The sequence below is a fragment of the Burkholderia sp. MSMB1078WGS genome (genome assembly GCF_001528895.1).
In the GTDB taxonomy this organism is placed as follows: Bacteria; Pseudomonadota; Gammaproteobacteria; order Burkholderiales; family Burkholderiaceae; genus Burkholderia.
In genome coordinates, this window is record NZ_LPDI01000015.1 from 1 (window position 1) to 17,265 (window position 17,265).

13 protein-coding genes and 2 pseudogenes are annotated in these 17,265 nt (G+C 66.9%); 7 read left to right on the forward strand and 8 right to left on the reverse strand.

The features are described 5' to 3' along the window. Nucleotides 1-3,620: beta strand repeat-containing protein (locus tag WT24_RS02995; protein WP_373557220.1), on the reverse strand; the 3,620-nt coding region annotated here is incomplete at its 3' end. A 357-nt stretch (nucleotides 3,621-3,977) separates the two neighbouring features. After that, nucleotides 3,978-4,547: pseudogene (locus tag WT24_RS35700) on the reverse strand (ESPR-type extended signal peptide-containing protein); the annotation flags it as partial. A 497-nt stretch (nucleotides 4,548-5,044) separates the two neighbouring features. On the opposite strand from WT24_RS35700, the gene WT24_RS03000 reads away from it, so the two are divergent. Both WT24_RS03000 and WT24_RS34125 read left to right on the forward strand, forming a co-directional pair. After that, nucleotides 5,045-5,764, forward strand: coding sequence for a response regulator (locus WT24_RS03000; RefSeq protein ID WP_059500505.1), 720 nt, complete (start codon nucleotides 5,045-5,047; stop codon nucleotides 5,762-5,764). 119 nt (nucleotides 5,765-5,883) lie between these two features. Next, complete coding sequence (locus WT24_RS34125; protein ID WP_156441738.1) at nucleotides 5,884-6,102, forward strand: hypothetical protein; 219 nt, start codon at nucleotides 5,884-5,886, stop codon at nucleotides 6,100-6,102. Between the two features lie 42 nt (nucleotides 6,103-6,144). On the opposite strand, the gene WT24_RS03005 is transcribed toward WT24_RS34125, so the two are convergent. The 6 genes and pseudogenes from WT24_RS03005 to WT24_RS03030 form a co-directional block, all read right to left on the reverse strand. Continuing rightward, entirely contained in the window at nucleotides 6,145-6,831 is a 687-nt protein-coding gene (locus WT24_RS03005) for a response regulator transcription factor (RefSeq protein ID WP_059500503.1), read from the reverse strand. A gap of 117 nt (nucleotides 6,832-6,948) precedes the next feature. Continuing rightward, nucleotides 6,949-7,584 (reverse strand): response regulator transcription factor, encoded by a 636-nt coding sequence (locus WT24_RS03010; protein ID WP_060031165.1) that lies wholly within the window; start codon nucleotides 7,582-7,584, stop codon nucleotides 6,949-6,951. A gap of 234 nt (nucleotides 7,585-7,818) precedes the next feature. Then, nucleotides 7,819-10,830: a hybrid sensor histidine kinase/response regulator gene (locus WT24_RS03015; RefSeq protein WP_156441739.1), complete on the reverse strand. Its 3,012-nt coding sequence runs from the start codon at nucleotides 10,828-10,830 to the stop codon at nucleotides 7,819-7,821. A 215-nt stretch (nucleotides 10,831-11,045) separates the two neighbouring features. Further along, a pseudogene (locus WT24_RS03020) lies at nucleotides 11,046-11,234 on the reverse strand (putative Na+/H+ antiporter); the annotation flags it as partial. Nucleotides 11,235-11,426: 192 nt separating this feature from the next. Further along, nucleotides 11,427-12,134, reverse strand: coding sequence for a succinate dehydrogenase/fumarate reductase iron-sulfur subunit (locus tag WT24_RS03025; RefSeq protein ID WP_059500499.1), 708 nt, complete (start codon nucleotides 12,132-12,134; stop codon nucleotides 11,427-11,429). 86 nt (nucleotides 12,135-12,220) lie between these two features. Continuing rightward, on the reverse strand, nucleotides 12,221-12,463 hold the full coding sequence (locus WT24_RS03030; protein ID WP_034209223.1) for a DUF6566 family protein: 243 nt from the start codon (nucleotides 12,461-12,463) through the stop codon (nucleotides 12,221-12,223). A gap of 176 nt (nucleotides 12,464-12,639) precedes the next feature. On the opposite strand from WT24_RS03030, the gene WT24_RS03035 reads away from it, so the two are divergent. The 5 genes from WT24_RS03035 to WT24_RS03055 are packed head-to-tail and all read left to right on the forward strand — an operon-like array spanning nucleotide 12,640 to nucleotide 17,176. Next, entirely contained in the window at nucleotides 12,640-13,335 is a 696-nt protein-coding gene (locus WT24_RS03035) for an MgtC/SapB family protein (RefSeq protein ID WP_059780008.1), read from the forward strand. After that, nucleotides 13,332-13,670: a hypothetical protein gene (locus WT24_RS03040; protein WP_060031171.1), complete on the forward strand. Its 339-nt coding sequence runs from the start codon at nucleotides 13,332-13,334 to the stop codon at nucleotides 13,668-13,670. The genes WT24_RS03035 and WT24_RS03040 overlap by 4 nt, the downstream gene beginning before the upstream one ends. Beyond that, on the forward strand, nucleotides 13,667-15,862 hold the full coding sequence (locus WT24_RS03045; RefSeq protein WP_060031174.1) for a VTT domain-containing protein: 2,196 nt from the start codon (nucleotides 13,667-13,669) through the stop codon (nucleotides 15,860-15,862). Before WT24_RS03040 ends, WT24_RS03045 begins: the two co-directional genes overlap by 4 nt. Continuing rightward, nucleotides 15,853-16,644: an endonuclease/exonuclease/phosphatase family protein gene (locus tag WT24_RS03050; RefSeq protein WP_059500496.1), complete on the forward strand. Its 792-nt coding sequence runs from the start codon at nucleotides 15,853-15,855 to the stop codon at nucleotides 16,642-16,644. The genes WT24_RS03045 and WT24_RS03050 overlap by 10 nt, the downstream gene beginning before the upstream one ends. A gap of 28 nt (nucleotides 16,645-16,672) precedes the next feature. Then, nucleotides 16,673-17,176: a phage protein NinX family protein gene (locus WT24_RS03055; RefSeq protein WP_060031178.1), complete on the forward strand. Its 504-nt coding sequence runs from the start codon at nucleotides 16,673-16,675 to the stop codon at nucleotides 17,174-17,176. Nucleotides 17,177-17,265: the final 89 nt, after the last annotated feature.

Below are 17,265 nucleotides of genomic sequence, written 5' to 3' on the forward strand. Positions count from 1 at the left end.
GCCAGCGATTCGCCGGTCGCCGGGTCGATCAGGCCGCTGTCGTGCAACGTGTCTTCGAGGTCGCCCACGCGGGTGTTCGTCGCGAACAGCTGCGAGCCGTTCACCGCGTCCGTGCTCGTCGCCGACAGGTCGCCTGCCGATACGTTCTTGATCTTCGTGCCGCCCGTTGCCGGATCGCCGCCCAGCGTGATCGTGCCCTTCGACGCGTCGTCGTACGTGACCGCAGCAAGCGATTTTCCGTCGTCGCCGATCAGGCCCGAACCCTTCAGTTGGCTCATGTTCACCGCGTCCGTGTCGGCCACGCCCGCGTTCACGTTCGACAGCGTCACCGGAGCCGATGCACTCGTACCGCCCAGCGTCACCTTGTCCTTCGCTGCGCTGTCGTACACCACAGCCAGCGATTCGCCGGTCGCCGGGTCGATCAGGCCGCTGTCGTGCAACGTGTCTTCGAGGTCGCCCACGCGGGTGTTCGTCGCGAACAGCTGCGAGCCGTTGACCGCGTCCGTGCTCGTCGCCGACAGGTCGCCTGCCGATACGTTCTTGATCTTCGTGCCGCCCGTTGCCGGATCGCCGCCCAGCGTGATCGTGCCCTTCGACGCGTCGTCGTACGTGACCGCTGCAAGCGATTTGCCGTCGTCGTCGATCAGGCCCGAACCCTTCAGTTGGCTCACGTTCACCGCGTCCGTGTCGGCCACGCCCGCCTTCACGTTCGAGATCGTCGTGCCGTCAGCGCCCTTCAGCGCCACTTCGTCGAAGTTCGCCGAGCCGTCCGGGTTCTTGCCGTACGTGACCGCCAGCGACGCCAGGTCGCCCGTACCCGGATCGGTGCCCACGAGGCCCGCATCCTTCAGTTGCTTCACGTTCACCGCATCGGTATCCGCCGTGCCCGCAGCCACGTTCGTGATCTGACGTTCGCCGCCCGCAACACCGACCGACACCGAGTTGACGCGATCCGCCTGCGAACCGACGCCCAGCGCGACCGAGTTGTTGGCGTTCGCCTTCGTGTTGAAGCCCATCGCGACCGAGTTGGCGCCCGTCGCGCCCGAGTTCGTACCGATCGCGAGGCTCTGGCTGCCCGCATTTGCGCCGTTGCCGATCGCGACCGCGCTGCCGCCGGCCGCGTTCGCCAGCGATCCGATAGCCGTCGCGAAATTGGCGCCTGCCGCGGTCACCGCACCGGAACCGATCGCCACGCTCGAGCTGCCGTTCGCCGTTGCGCCGCCACCGATGGCCGTCGCATTGCCGTTCAACGCCTGCGCATCCGTGCCGAGCGCCGTGGTTTGCGTGCCGGTCGCTTTCGCGGCCGCGCCGACGGCGACACCGCCGATGCCGCTCGACGTCGCGCCCGCGCCGGCGGCGAGCCCGCCGAGCCCGGCCGCGACCGTCGGCACATCGCTGCCGTCGCCCGCGCCGTCCGCGACGAAGTAGCCGCCGTCCGCCGCTACCTGCGGCATCGCGTCCAGCGTCGACTGGAGCTTGGCCACCTGATCGTTGAACTGGTTCACGCGTGCATCGACCTCATTCAGCGTCGCAGCCGAACCCGCGCCGATTTTCTCCTCGAGCGTGCGCAGGTTGACCGCGTCAGTCCCCGCCTGCGCATCGCCGACGTTGACGATCCGGCGCTCGGCGCCCACTTGGCCCACCGACACCACGCCGACCTGATCGGCAACCGAGTTCGCACCCAGCGCGATCGAGTTCATCGCGGACGCGTTCGCACCCGTGCCCAGCGCGAGCGACGAAGTGCCGTTTGCTGCCGCGTTCGCGCCCAACGCGATCGCGTTGCCGCCGACGGCGTTCGCGTTCGCGCCGATCGACACGGCACGGGTGCCCGTTGCCGATGCGTCGTCCGTGCCGTCGTTCAGCCCGTTCGCCTTGAGGTAGCGCGTCGCGTTGGTCACTTCGTTCGAAACATTCGTGATCTGGTCGCCGAGGTTCGTGACGTTCCGGTTGGTCTCGAACAGTTGCGAGCCGTTGACCGCGTCCGTGCTCGTCGCCGACAGGTCGCCTGCCGCTACGTTATGGATGGCCACAGGCGTACCGGCGTTGCCGAGCGTGATGCCGGTCTTCATCGCGTCGTCGTACGTCACCGCCAGCGACGTCAGGTTGCCATGACCGTCGTCGCCAACCAGGCCCGAGTCCTTCAACTGACCGACGTTCACCGCATCCGTGTCGTCCTTGCCTGCGGCAACGTTCTTCAACGCCACCGGCGCGTGTGCGTTTTCCCCGCCGAGCGACACCGAACCGTAGTTCGGCGTACCGTCCGCATTCTTGTCGTACGTCACGGCTGCCAGCGTGTTGCCGTTGTCGTCGACCAGTCCGCTATCCGTCAGCTTGTCCCGCAGGTCGGCGATGCCGTCCGTATTCTCGGTCGTGCGGCCGTCCAGGTTCGTCAGCGCATCGCCGACGTTGTTGAAATCCGTGCCGCCGATCTGATAGGTCGGCGCACCGATCGTGCCGTCCGCGTTCACCGTCGCGCCGCCACCGAGCGCACTCGCCACGCTTTGCGCCGCGTCGAACAGCTGCGAGCCGTTGACGGCGTCCGTACTCGCCGCGTGCACGGCGCCCTGCGCGACGTGCACGATCTTGCGTTGATTGCTTGCAGTACCAACCGACACCGTGTTGGCTTCAGACGCCGCTGACCCATTACCGAGCGCGACCGAATTGTCCCCGACCGCCACGGCATTCGCGCCCAGCGCGACGGCGTTGCTCGCGGATTTCGCGTTGAAGCCCAGCGACGCGCCATTCATGGCGGCGGTCGAACGCGCGCCCACCGCGATCGACCCTGCGCTCATCGCATGCGCGTCGTAACCGACAGCGACTGCGTTCTCCGATGCGGACGTGGTGTTACCGATTGCGACGCCATTCTGCATCGTGGACGCTGCATGGTTGCCGATCGCGACGCCACCATCCGTGACCGTCGACGCGTTCGAGCCGACAGCGACCGAGCCTGCGCCTACCGCGTTGGCCGCGTCACTGCCGTTGCCTGCACCGTTCGCACGGAAATACGGGCTATCGCCGTCGACGTTCGCGATGGCCTCGTTCAACTGCGCGACGTTCACTGCGTCGGTATCCTGCGTACCGGCAGCCACATTGGTAATCTGGCGCTTGAGCGTATCCGAGCCGACGGACACGCTGTTCCCGCGATTTGCGAGCGAATTGTCGCCCAATGCGACGCCATAGTTCGCCGTCACGCGGGTGCCGTCGCCCAATGCGACGCCCCGGCTCGTCGTGGTCGCATTGCGGCCGATCGCAATCGCGCCGCCGGCAATGCTGTTCTGTGCTGAAGCGCCCTCGCCAAATGCAATCTGCCCCAGGCCAGCCGACGTACGGGCGCCGGCACCGATCGCGATATTCGTTTGCCCGATGTCTCCACCATATGAATTTCCTGCATACGCACCGTCGCCGATGGCGATCGACTTGGTGCCTGTAGCAGTAGCTGGGGTTGTGCCGCGTACGTTCACATACGGATTGTCGACCGACGCAATCGCGGCATTCAACTGCCCGAGATTCACGGCATCCGTAATTTGCGTGCCGGCGGCGACGTTGACGATCTGACGTGTAAAGCCGCTGCCGTCGGTCGCGGCGCTGCCGACCGATACGGCATTTCCTCGATTCGCCACGCTGCCGGAGCCCAGTGCGACCGCACTGCCAGTGCTGGCCGTCGCGCCGTTCCCGAGTGCAACAGCCGCGTCTGCGCTTCCGCGAGCGAGCGTGCCGAGCGCGACTCCTCGCTGCGAATAAGCCGAGTCGCCGATGGCGACCGAGTAAGAACCGAAATTGCTCGCCTTCGCACCGATACCGATCGACCCGATACCGGCGACCGACGCGTCCGTTCCGATTGCGATCGAATTTGCGGCGCCGGGAATCGTCCCGGAAGTCACGCGAGCATTTTCGCCGATAGCAATTGCGCCCGTAATCCCGGCCGATGCTCCCGTTCCCGTGCTGTTCACCTTGACGTACGGGTTATCGGTCGATGCCTGCTTGATCGCTGCATTCAGCTGATTGAGGTTGACTGCGTCGGTACCTGCGACGCCAGCAGCCAGATTGTTGATGCGATGGCTCGCCAGGTTGACGTTGTCGTCAAAATCCGCCGGCCCGGAGATATGCACGCCGGACCCGCCGAGGAGCACGAGGTGGCCGTCCTTGCTCCCGGAGACGGCTGCGTACGTCCGAAAGTCCGCCACACCGAGATTGCTTCCGTCAATTCCAGCGTTGTTGGCCAGACTGAATGAAGGAGCACGCCCCTGATATACCGGCGTATACGGCGCAAAAAGAGATGGGGCGCAAGAGGGCCTTATCGAACTGGCAGATCCGATTGTTGTCCCGGTTGTTGGCCCACACAGCAACAGCGCGCCGTTGCCGCTTGCGGGCGCTCCGTGGGCATCCAATGACAATGCCCCGCCACCTACGCCCGCCATCATCGCAACCGCAGTCGCGATCGCCGACTTCGCGTTCGAAGTCGACTTGCTGCGCGCACGCGCCGTTTCGGACACGGCCGCCCACGTCCCGGTGGACGCATTCCATACCACTCGATAAGACTTGTTCATGTGTTTCTCTCAATGAAGATCCGATTGCTTCGGCACCCGATGCAATTTACGGAACCTCCATTGGCGGGCCTATCGGGCCAAGCTGAAAAGCCGCCGCCCCTCCTGTCTGTCTAGTCCTACCATTCGCGGCGTACGGCGTCGCACGCGATTCCTTCGCGCGCTGCATCTTCCTCGCCAGATAACGACAGGCTCCCGATTGAGCTTGGTCCTACCCATCCGGATAACGGCATAAGACCTCAAGCTAATTCGCTCGATTTACATTAGGCCTAGTCTGATGGCCCTCGACGTTTCTATAGGACCCGGCCGCTTCTCGCGGCCAATGCGACTCAATAAAGTGGCTGCTGAACCCTCAGGTCCTTCTCGTTCCCGTTCGTGGCCCACGTTATCGCGCGCGACCGACATTGCGCCCATTCCGAAGCGATCGCTGCATGGCGCCGACCGGCGACCGAAGACCCTGTCGATACATCCCTGACATATCGAGCGAGGCTATCGAATCGATGAAAACCAACATGATCCATGTCGCCGTGACCGACGACCATCCCGCCATCCTGTTCGGTGTCAAGCACGAGCTGTCGAACAGTCAGTCAATCTCGGTCGACGGTCTCGCGCGCAATTCCACCGAGCTGTTCGACTTGCTGAGCCGCATGCGTTTCGACGTGCTGGTATGCGATTACTCGATGCCGGCCGGCAACTACGGCGACGGCGTCGCGCTGCTTTCCCTGATCCAGCAGCGCTATCCGCATCTGAAAATCGTCGTCCTGACGATGCTCGAAAGTCCGGCGATTCTGTCGGCGCTCACGCAACTCGACATCCCGTGCATCGTCAGCAAGTCGGACCTCACGACGCATCTGTCGCGCGCCGTCCATGCCGCGTATGCGAACGGCGGCTACATGTCGCCGACGATCGAACGGATTCTGCGCGCGCAGAGACTGTCGGGGCGTGCCACGCGAGGCGAGCCGCGGCTTACGCTGCGCGAGCTCGAGGTCGTTCGACTGTTCGTGTCGGGCATGCGCATCGACGAGATCGCCGAGCGGCTGCATCGCAGCAAGAAGACGATCAGCACACAGAAGAGCAACGCGATGTTGAAGCTCAATATCGAACGAGAAGTCGACCTCGTGCGCTACGGAATTGAAACAGGACTCGTCCCGTCTACCGCGCGCCCGATCGAAGTACCCACTGGCATTACCGATCCGGCCGAAAAGTCAGATCAAAATTGACATTCCCGGACGGGTCCGATGGACACTATCGATGACGCCTTTTAACTTAGCAAGGGTGCGCGTCAAGACGCCGACGCAGTACACCTAAACAGTCAAGCGCGTCGTTACAGGCCGACATCGTGAAGCATATTGAAAAGGAAAGAGTGCGACTGATTCTGATCGAGTTTTCGAAACTAGCGGGTGTCGAGCGCCGAGAGTTCCTTGGCGCGATGAATGAATTCCTGTTCTCGTCGCCGCAACAGCGGCGTCACATCGTCGAGGGATGGGAGCGGCAGGCGCTGTCCGCGCCGGCCGATCGCGATTCAAGGGGGCCGCAATCGACCGGGCAGCGAGTTTGAGCGTGGTAAAACCGGCGGCAAGCCACGCCCGGTCACGCCATGTCAGGCACCTTGATCGGGCTTTGCACGGGACGACGTTTCCCAGCCGTGCTCGACGGCATACTTGACCAGATCCGTATCGCTCTTGATCCCGAGCTTTTCCATCGCACGCGCCTTATGCGTGCTGATCGTCTTTTTGCTGCGTTTCAATTTGTCGGCAATGTCGTCGACGCGCATGCCCGACACGAACATCCGCACGACTTCCGTTTCTCGCACGCTCAATTCGCTCTTCGCATTGGGCCTCGCGAGGCGCGCTTCGCGCACCTTCAGCACATCGGAAACGGTTGGGGAATGGTATTTGAGGCCGCCTGCGTGCGCGGTCAGAATAGCAGGGAACAGATACGACACCGCATCGGCCTTGCTGACTATCGCCCGTACGCCGATGTCGTCGAGCGAGCCGAGAATCGCCGGGTTGTCGAGCATCGTCAGCACGACGAGCTTCACGTCGGGAAAGCGTCGACGGATGAAATTGAATAGCGCGATACCGTCGCCGTACTGGCCGGCCGGCATCGCATAGTCGGACACCAGCACGTCGCACGGCGTCGTCTCCAGCAGTTCGACGAGCTCGGTCGAATTGGTCGCGTGCCCCCTGAGCTCGATCTCCTTCATTCTGGACAATTCGTGCGACACACCGACGATCATCCCCGGATGGTCGTCGGCCACCACCACACCGATGCGCAGTTCGTTCATTCGATTCTCCTGTGTGCCATCTGGCGCTGCCGATCGAGGGCGGCCGGCGCAATTTTACGATAGAACGCCTGCGCGACGGCAGCCACGTGCCGGCTCTTTCGCGCGCTGTCGCGCCGGCTACGCCGGCCGCATTGCCGCGGCAGTCTCGATCACATACTTGATCAGATCGATGTCGCTGTGCAGCCCGAGCTTGGCCATCGCGGTGCTTTTCTGCGCGCTGACGGTTTGTTTGGTGCGATGCAGCATGTCCGCGATCTCGTTGACGGTGAGCCCCGACATATAGAGCTCGATGATCTTCGCTTCACGCTCCGTCCACGCCTTCACACGCCGATGGCCGAGCAGCGGGCCGGACGCCACGCCGATCAGCTGTGCGACGGCGGGCGATACGTAGCTGCCGCCCGTATACGCGGCATGGATAGCCGGCACCAGGTGCGCGATCACGTCCGTCTTGCTGAGCAGGCAGCCGATCCCTTCGTGTATCAGCAACCGCACGGTGGCCGGATTGTCGATCATCGTGTGGACGACGATGCGTAGCGACGGATGATGCCGGCGGATATGACGGAACATCGGCAAGCCGTCCTGACCGTCGCCGGGCATCGCGTAGTCCGACAGCAGGACATCGCAATCCGCGGCCTCGAGCGCCGACAGCAATTCCGTCGGGCCGCGGGCCGTGCCGGCGATCGTCATGCCGGGCTCCCGCGCAAGCGTATGGCACAGGCCAAGCAGCGCAGCGGGATGATCGTCCGCGAGCATCACACGAATTGACGAACCATCTTCCCAATGCCGACCCAGTTCATCTGCCTGCACACGTTCCCCCGGCCTCGATTTTGTCGTTGCAAACAGGAGCTCGATCGGTCCCGGCGCGGCACGGCATGGCGCCGTGGCTGGAATCGACGCGATCTCCCCACCCGGACAATATAGAGACGGGCGTCCATCCCGATAATCGGATCAATCTTAAAACGGCGGCGAAGCGCCGTCAGGCTGGTCCTATTCTGTTGACTGTTGGTGCACAAACGCCGATGCGCCGCGTCTGCCGAGGGTTTGCCGGACAAGCGATTCGAGCCCATCGAACGCGGACGCGAGGGCGGCCAGCTCGCCACGTTTGACCTGTCGCTCCAGTTCCGCACACGTGTCGGCAACCGGGTACTCGCGGATCATCGCGAACATCCCGCGCAGCGTATGCAGATCGCGCAGCACCGCATCGGCGTCGTTCCCGGCGAGCGCCTCGCGCAGCGACGCCAGCAGGCCGTGCGCCGACTGGCTCAACGCCACATGCACCGCGTCGGGCAGGCGCCCGTCGCCGATGCTGTCGCTATCGGGCATGCGTGCCGCGGGCGACGCGGTCGCACCCGACAGGCGGCGCAGCGTCGCATCGAGCGTCGCCAGCATGACGGGCTTCACCAGCACCGCGTCGATGCCGGCCGCCTTGCAACGCCGGTGTTCTTCGATTTCGGCGTGAGCGGTCAGTGCGACGATCGGCAAGGTCGCCCCTTGCGCACGCAGGCTGCGCGCGAGCACGTAGCCGTCCATGCCCGGCATGTTGAGGTCGGTCAGCAGCAGATCGAATGGTTGCGTGTTGAGGCGATGCAACGCATCGGCACCGCTTTCCGCCAGCTCGACGCTGCAGCCGATCGCCTCGAGTTGCATCCGCATCAGCTCGCGATTCGACGGCTGATCGTCGACGGCGAGGACGCGTAGGCCGTCCAGCGCCGCCGCGCCGCCGAGCGCCAATGCCGAATCGTCCGCAGGCAGCGGCGCATCGGTCGGCGGGAACGGCAGCGTGACGACGAACCGGCTACCCTCGCCGGGCACACTGCTCACGTCGATCGTCCCGTCCATCAGGTCGACCAGCCGGCGGCACAGCGACAGCCCGAGCCCGCTGCCGCCGAAGCGCCGCGCGATCGTCGAATCGGCCTGCGTGAACGGCTCGAACAGCTTGCGCTGCTGCACATCGCTAATTCCGATCCCGGTGTCGCTGACGCCGATCGCAATGGACGGCCGCCCCGCGTCATCGGTTGTCGCGTTGATCTCGATCAGCACGTCGCCTTCGTCCGTGAACTTGATCGCGTTGCTGAGCAGGTTCGACGCGATCTGGCGAACGCGTGTCGGATCGCCTAGATAGCGCGCGGCGAGACCGTCGTCGACGATGCAGTCGAACAGCAGCCCCTTCGCGTCGGCCACCGGCTCGAAGATCGCCGCGACGTCCCGCACCACGGCCGCGGCATCGAACGGAATCGATTCGATCGATATCTGTCCGGCCTCGATCTTCGAAAAATCGAGCACGTCGTTGATGATGCCGAGCAATGCGTTCGATGACGACACGACGACACGCAGACGCTCGCCCGCGGCCGCCGGCAACGCCATGCGCTCGATCAGTTCGAGATTGCCGAGGATCGCGTTCAGCGGCGTTCTGATCTCGTGGCTCATCGTCGACAAAAAGGTCGACTTGGCGCGATTCGCATCGTCGGCCGCGTGCCGTGCGTTGTCCGCCGCGAGCTTGGCGTCGCGCAACGCCTGCTCGATGCGCTTCTTGTCCGTGATGTCGGTGAAGGCCGCGATCAGCACGCTGGCGTTCCGGTATCGCGCGGGCGCCAGACTGATCGCCAGGTCGATCCGGTCGCCGTCGCGGGTGGTAAGCGCGAGATCGTCGTGCACGATGCCGGCATCGCGCTGCTCGACGTAGCGCCGTGCAATGTCTCCGAACAGCGAATCCGTTTCCGTGACCACCCGCTCCGCCACGTCGTTCGTCGCGGGACTGAACAGCATCGGCCGGCCGGTGCCGGCCTCGATCACACCCAGGCCGATCGGCGCGGTTTCGATCAGCATCCGGTTCAGGTGCTCGGTTTCGACGACGCGCGCCGACTGTTCGAGCAATGGCCCGAACACGCGCCGGTTGAACCACAGCAACAGCGCCCACAGCACGCCGATCAACCCCGCCGCGAGCGCGGCCGTGAGACGGACCTGCGGCCAGATGCCGGCTGCCAGATCGCCCCAGGTGTATGCATAGATGAGGCGCCAGCCAGTCGTGCCTAGCGGTCCGCTCGCGGTGAACACGCCATTGCTTGCCCGCCGCGTCACGATGCCCGATGCGCCGGCCACCTCGCGGGCGGCCGCCAGCACGTCGGGCCGGGCCGTACCCTCGGCGCTCGTCGTAATCGGTACGCCTTCCTGGTTCGTCACGACGAAGGTCCCGTCGAACCGGTCAGCCGATACCGATCGAAGCATCAGATCGACCGGGATTTCGCTGACGAACACGGCGAACGGCGCGCCGCTCGTGTCCACGGCGTTGATCGTCAGCCGGATCGACGGGATGCCGGTCAGTGGACTGGGGCTCGGATCGACCCAGCGCACCGCGCGCAAACCGTTGCGCGGATCGGTCGCCTTGTCGGGCGCGATCGATTTGCCGCCCGCCTGCGTCAGCGCGTCGAACAGCGCGGTTCGGTTCGAGAGCGATGCATCGAGCCGCGCCCGATCGGGCCAGGGCGCCGGCGAAGCCACGACCAGGTCACGCGACGGCGTGTAGAGGTAAGCACTGAGGTCATAGTGCTGTTCGCTGGTGATGGCAGCCATCGTGGCCGACAGATGCCCCGTCAGTGCGATGAAGCGGCCGAGTTCCGGCACCGGCGCTGCGGGCGACGGACTGACGAACAACATCGATTGCAGCCCGCTCCCGCGCCGAAGTTCCATTTGGCCGCCGTTCGCGCGAAACCGCGCGACCTCGGCGCCCGAAGCCGTTTCGCGCTGCGCCCATATGAGTTCCGCGAAATAGACCGTGCTGCGCAGCACGCGCTCCGCCTTCACGGCTTCGCTGGCCAACTGCAGGCCCTCGACCGTCAACGCACGCCGCTCGCTGGCCAGGTGCACGTGAACAATGGACGCCACTGCCATTCCGAACGTGACGAGCGCAAGGACAGTCAGCACGATACCGCCGCCGAACAGCGCGGCGCGTTGGTAACGGCGCATCGCCGACAGCACGGTGGACGGTGGGGAAATGGGCATGGCGCTGTCGTTGCCTCGTCTGGATTCAACGTGGCGATGATATCAAGGCCGGGGATGAACGAGCGGCCGCCGAGCAACGTGCCAGCCCAATGAACGCGAGCGGCAGCGCATGCCGCGACGGCTGACGCGCAGCCGATCGCGAGGGCTGCCAGCTTGCGAAAAACGCGGTTTGACATCCGGTTCAGCGAAGCAACTTCAACGGCAGCGCGCAGCGTTCACAGAAAAAGCAGTGCCGCACTGGCAACGAGCGTCGGCACAATGGCTGCGGCGAGCAATCCGCCCACGCTCACCGATTCGTCGCGAAAACCCCTGCGCACGATCGCGAGGCCGGCCGGATTCGGCGCATTCGCAATGACGGTCAGGCCGCCGCCGGCCACCGCGCCCGCGACGAGCATGTATTTCGCAATCAATCTGCTATATCGACTCGGCACCAATTGGAACCTTGGCGGCGCCCGCGATATTGAGTTGATGATTAAATTGAAGCATTTAATTGATGTCTTTTGGCCAAACCGATTGACACACGGAAAGGCCCTGGCCAGAAATTCAGGGCGTGTGATGCGTACTACCTCTGCTGCAACGCATTCACACGTCGCGCGTCACACCGTCCGCCTGACCAGCATCGTCCGGATTTCCGAAATCGCCTTCGTCGGATTCAGCCCCTTCGGACACACGTCCGTGCAGTTCATGATCGTCCGGCAGCGGAACAACCGGTACGGATCCTCGAGATCGTCGAGCCGCTCGGCCGTCGCCAGATCGCGCGAATCGGCGATGAAGCGGTACGCCTGCAGCAGCCCGGCCGGCCCGACGAACTTGTCCGGGTTCCACCAGTAGCTCGGGCACGACGTCGAACAGCACGCGCACAGGATGCATTCGTACAACCCGTCGAGTTGGTCGCGCTCTTCCGGCGATTGCAGCCGCTCGCGCGCGGGCGGCGTCGTGTCGTTGATCAGGTATGGCCGGATCGAATGGTACTGGTTGAAGAAGTCGGTCATGTCGACGATCAGGTCGCGCACCACCGGCAGCCCCGGCAGCGGCCGCAGCACGATCTCGCGCGGCAGCGTCTGCATGTTGGTCAAGCATGCGAGGCCGTTCTTGCCGTTGATGTTCATCGCGTCCGAGCCGCAGATCCCCTCGCGGCACGAGCGCCGGTACGCGAGCGTCTCGTCGTCGCGCTTCACGCGGCCGAGCACGTCGAGCAGCATGCGGTCGGCCGGGTCCACGTCGATCTCGTAGCGCTGCAGGTACGGCTGCGCGTCGCGATCGGGGTCGTAGCGGTAGATATGCAGGGTGCGCGGATCGCTCATCGGTTCCTCCCGGCGCGGGGCCGGCATGGGTTCACGGGTGCTGCGGGGCGGCGTTGCGGCACACGGCGCCGCAAGCGCCATGCCGGTCAATCGTCGTCCACGCGCTTGTCGACCAGATAGCGACCGCGCTCGACGCCCGCGCGCAGCGCCTCGACCTCGGTCAGCCATTCGGGGCCGGCGGCCTCCGGTACAGCCAGTTCGATGCGCGCGCCGGCGGCGTACACCTGTACCTCGTCGCGCCACGCGCCTCGCTCGTTGGGCCGCGCCCATACGAGGATTTCGTGACCGCGATACGGATCTCGAACCTGTGCGTCCTGTTGATGTGCCACGGTGGCCTCCTGTCTTATCTGCGATGACGATGCAAAAAATGCGCGCCGGCGGCGCGCCGCGCACGCCATCGGTCTCGCGCGCACGCGCCGTGCCCGGCCGGCACGCCGCTTGCGTCCCTTTTCCGCATCGAAGCGCAACGGGCCCGCATCGCGCAGGGCCGGAAAGGATGCACATCATGATCGGCCACCTCGAATTACTCGGACGCCTGCTGCTGGCCGCGCTGCTCGGCAGCGTGATCGGGCTCGAACGCGAGCGCCTGAACTGGGCCGCCGGGCTGCGCACGCACATGCTCGTGTGCGTGGGCGCCGCGCTCGTGATGCTGGTGTCGACGTTCGGCTTCGAGGACGTGCGCGGGCAAAACGGCGTCGTGCTCGATCCGTCGCGGGTCGCCGCTCAGGTGGTGTCCGGCATCGGCTTTCTGGGCGCGGGCTCGATCCTGCTGCGCGGCGAAATGGTGCGCGGACTGACGACGGCCGCGAGCCTGTGGGCGGTAGCCGGCGTCGGGCTCGCCGCGGGCGGCGGCATGGTGGTTGCGTCGATCGGCGCCACCGCGATCGTGCTCGCGATCCTCGCGGGCGTGAAGCCGCTCGAGCGCCGCTTCATCGCGCAGCGCCAGCAGCGCACGCTGCTGCTCGTGGCCGAGCGCGGCGGCCTGACGCTCGGCACGCTGCACGAAGCGCTCGGCCCCGGCCGCGTGCGCGTGAAACGGTTCATCGTCCAGCAGTCGGACGACGATCCGGACACCGACGACATCTCCGTCTCGTTCTCGCGCACGAGCGGGCCGGAATTCGCGGCGATCTGCGAGACGCTGCAAAACATCGCGTGCGTCCGGACCTGTCGACCCGACACCTCGTCAAGGAGTTTCGCGTGACCCAGACCGACCTGCTCTCCTATCTCGTGACGAGCCAACTGGCCGCGCGCATGCGCAGCGGGGCCTGGCTCACGACCGGCCAGCTGGTCGGCGCGTTGCGCGCGTGGCTCGCGTGCCGCCACGCCGAATGCGACTGGCTGGACCGGATCAGGATCGCGCACGCGTCGGCGACGATCGCGCAGGAGATCTACGAGATCGCGGTCGCGCACGGCGATCCGCACAGCGGCGAACGCGTGCGGATCGACGCGGATTCGCCGGAACTGCAGGCGCTGCGCGCACGCTGCGATGCGCTGTTGCAGTGGCTCGACGGCGACCGGGACGTCGGCGCCCGATGATCGTGCCCGATCGCATCGCCCGCGCCGACGACCGCCGGCTCGACGCCGCGCCGGCGGACGGCCCGCTGCGGCACGGCCTGCTCGAGCGCGGGCGCAACTGCGACGCGATCCGCGGCGCGGACCGCTTCGCGATGCTGGTCGACGGCGACGCGTACTTCTCGACGCTGCGCGCGGCGCTGCTGCGCGCACGCTATACGGTGTTCATCGTCGGCTGGGACGTGGACAGCCGGATGCGGCTCGCGCCGGGCGGCGCCGACGACTCGTTGCCCGACACGCTCGCGGCCTTTCTGCATGCGCTCGCATCCGCCCGCCATAACCTGCGCATCTACGTGCTCGCGTGGGACTTCGCGATGATCTACGCGCTGGAGCGCGACTGGCCGCCCGTGTATCGGGCCGGCTGGCGCGCGCATCGCGGCATCCGGTTCCGGCTCGACGATGCGCACCCGCGGGGCGCGTCGCATCATCAGAAGCTGGTCGTGATCGACGATCGGCTCGCGTTCGTCGGCGGCCTCGACCTGACGCGCGCCCGCTGGGACACGCCCGCGCATGCGGCCGACGACCCGCGCCGCCGCGACGAGCACGGCATGCCGTACGGGCCGTTCCACGACGTGCACGCGATGTTCGACGGCGACGCCGCCGCCGCAATCGGCGAACAGGCGCGCTCCCGCTGGCTGCAGGCATGCGGGCGCCCGATCGCGATCCGCGCGCGGCGCCATCTCGACCGGGCGGACGACGACCCGTGGCCGCCCGATGCGCGCGTCGACGTACGCGACGTGCGGCTCGGCATCGCGTACACGGCGCCGCGCCACGGCGGCCGCGAGCCGGTGCGGCAGGTGCGCGCGCTCGTCGAGGACGCGATCCGCGCCGCACGGCGGCACCTGTATGTCGAAAACCAGTACTTCACCGCGGCGGTCGTGCGCGAAGCGTTGTCCGCGCGCCTCGCCGACGCGCACGGGCCGGACGTGACGGTCGTCGCGCCGCGCGTGCAAAGCGGCTGGCTGCAGGAAGCGACGATGGGCGTGCTGCGCGCGCGGCTGCACGCGACGCTCGCGGCGGCCGACCGCTTCGACCGCTACCGGCTGCTGTATCCGCACGTCGACGGGCTCGGCGACGCGTGCGTGAACGTGCACAGCAAGGTCGCGATCGTCGACGACGAATGCATCGTGATCGGCAGCGCGAACCTGAACAACCGCTCGATGCTGCTCGATACCGAATGCTGCATCGCGCTCGTCGCGGCCGGCGACGCACGCATTCGCGGCGCGATCGCCCGCATGCGCGAGCGGCTGCTGGCGGAGCATCTCGGCACGACGCCCGATGCGGTGGCCGACGCGTTCGCGTGCGGGGAACGGCCGAACGTCGTGCTCGACCGGCTGCGCGCGAAGCCGGGCCGCACGCTGCGCACGCTCGACCCGGCCGTGTCGCCGCAATTCGAAGCGCTCGTGCCGGTCAGCGCGCGGCTCGACCCCGAGCAGCCGATCGAGCCGGACCGGTTCGTCCGCGAATTCGTGCCGCACGAGCAGCATCGCTCGCTCACCGCGCGCTTTTTCGTACTGGGGGCGATCGTGCTGGCCATCGCCGCGCTGGCGCTCGCGTGGCGCTTCACGCCGCTGGGCGCGCACCTGAACGTCGCGTCGCTGTCGCGCGCAGTGGCCGGCATCGCGCGGCTGCCGGCCGCGCCTGCGCTGCTGCTCGCGGCCTACGTGGTCGCGGCGACCTTCGCGGTGCCGATCACGCTGCTGATCGCCGCGACGGGGCTCGTGTTCGGCGCGTGGCCGGGCTTCGCGTATGCGGGAGTCGGTTCGATGGCGGCCGCCGCGGCAACCTACGCGCTCGGTCGCTGGCTCGGGCGCGACGCGGTGCGCCGGCTCGCCGGCCCGCGCGCGAACCGGCTGAGCGAGCACATCGGCCGGCGCGGCGTGGTCGCGATGGCCGTGCTGCGACTGCTGCCGATCGCGCCGTTCACCGTCGTGAACCTCGTCGCCGGCGCGTCGCACATCGGGCTGCGCGACTTCCTCGTCGGCACCGCGCTCGGGATGCTGCCCGGCATCGTGCTGACCGTCACGTTCGCGCACCAGTTGACGGCCGCGCTCAGTCATCCCGGGCCGGGCGCGTTCGCGTGGCTCGCGGCAATCGGCCTCGCGCTCGTCGGCGTGTCGATCCTGCTCGTGAGGATGCTGCGACGATGGCGCTGAGCACGCACGCGGCCCCGCCGCCGCAGGTCGTCACCGCCGACGCGGCGCCCGTCGCCGCGCCGGGCGGGCGCGACCTGCGGATCGCGACCTACAACATCCGCGGCGGCTACGGCGTGTGGCACGCGCGCGCGGCCGACCGGATCGCGGCGGTGATCGACGAACTCGACGCGGACGTGATCGCGCTGCAGGAAGTACCGCTCGGCGGCACGCGCGCGCCGGACGTGCTCGCGCACCTGCGCGACGCGACCGGCATGCACGCGGTGGCCGGCCCGACGATCGACACGCCCGAGCGCCGCTACGGCAACGCGGTGCTGTCGCGCTGCCCGATCCGCGCGGCGCGCACGCTCGACCTGTCGTTCCACCCGCGCGAGCCGCGCGGCGCGCTCGACGCCGACATCGACTGCAGCGCCGGCACGATCCGCGTGGTCGCGACCCATCTCGGGCTGTCGGCCAGCGAGCGCAGCGCGCAGGTGCAGCGGCTGCTCGCGGCGTTCGACACGGGCGCGATGCCGGTGATCCTGCTCGGCGACATCAACGAATGGTTCGTGCGCGGCCGCGCGCTGCAAGCGCTCGTCACGCGGTTCCGGCGCGCGCCCGCGCCGCGCACGTTTCCGACCGTGTGGCCGGTGTTCTCGCTGGACCGGATCTGGATCCATCCGGGCGAGTTGCTGGTGGACGTGGTCGTGCATCGCAGCGCGCGGGCACGGCACGCGTCCGATCACTACCCGCTGGTGGCCCGGATGCGCGCGACGCCCGCGACGGGCACGGCACTTGCGCGGTGAGCTTTTTTCGATACGACGGAGCCCGCTCATGCGAACCGACGCACTCGACGGAAAGGATCTCGATTACTGGTGCGCACGCGCGTTGTGCGCGGATGACGAAGACACGCTGCGCTTCACGGCCGTCTCGCCCACCGTCGTCGTGACGGCCGCATGCGACGCGCTTCGGCACCTCGACGCGCCGTTCGCGCCTTCGGCATCGTGGGCCGATGCGGGCGCGGTGCTCGATCGCGTGACCGACCTGCGGATTGCCGGCCACGGCAACACCGTCGAATGCGACGCGACCTTCGTCGACGGCCCGTCGACCTGCGGTGCTCGCGGCCGCACGGCGCGCGAAGCGCTGCTGCGCGCGTTCGTGCGCGCGCGCTTCGGCGACGAGGTGGACGAGCCGCCGCCGTTCCCGCACCGGATCGAACATGGCGCGGTGGTGCGGTATGACCCGGGGGCGCCGATTCCGGACACGGATGACGATCCGGCGGCCGGCGACCCGGCGGCAGGAGACAGTTCGGATATCCGGTCGATACCGCGCATGTAAGTGCAGCCGCCGGTCAGTCAGGCATGTAAAAACGACAGCCCTTCAATTCGCATTCCCGCGAACGCCCCGCCCCGCCGACGGTCGCGCAG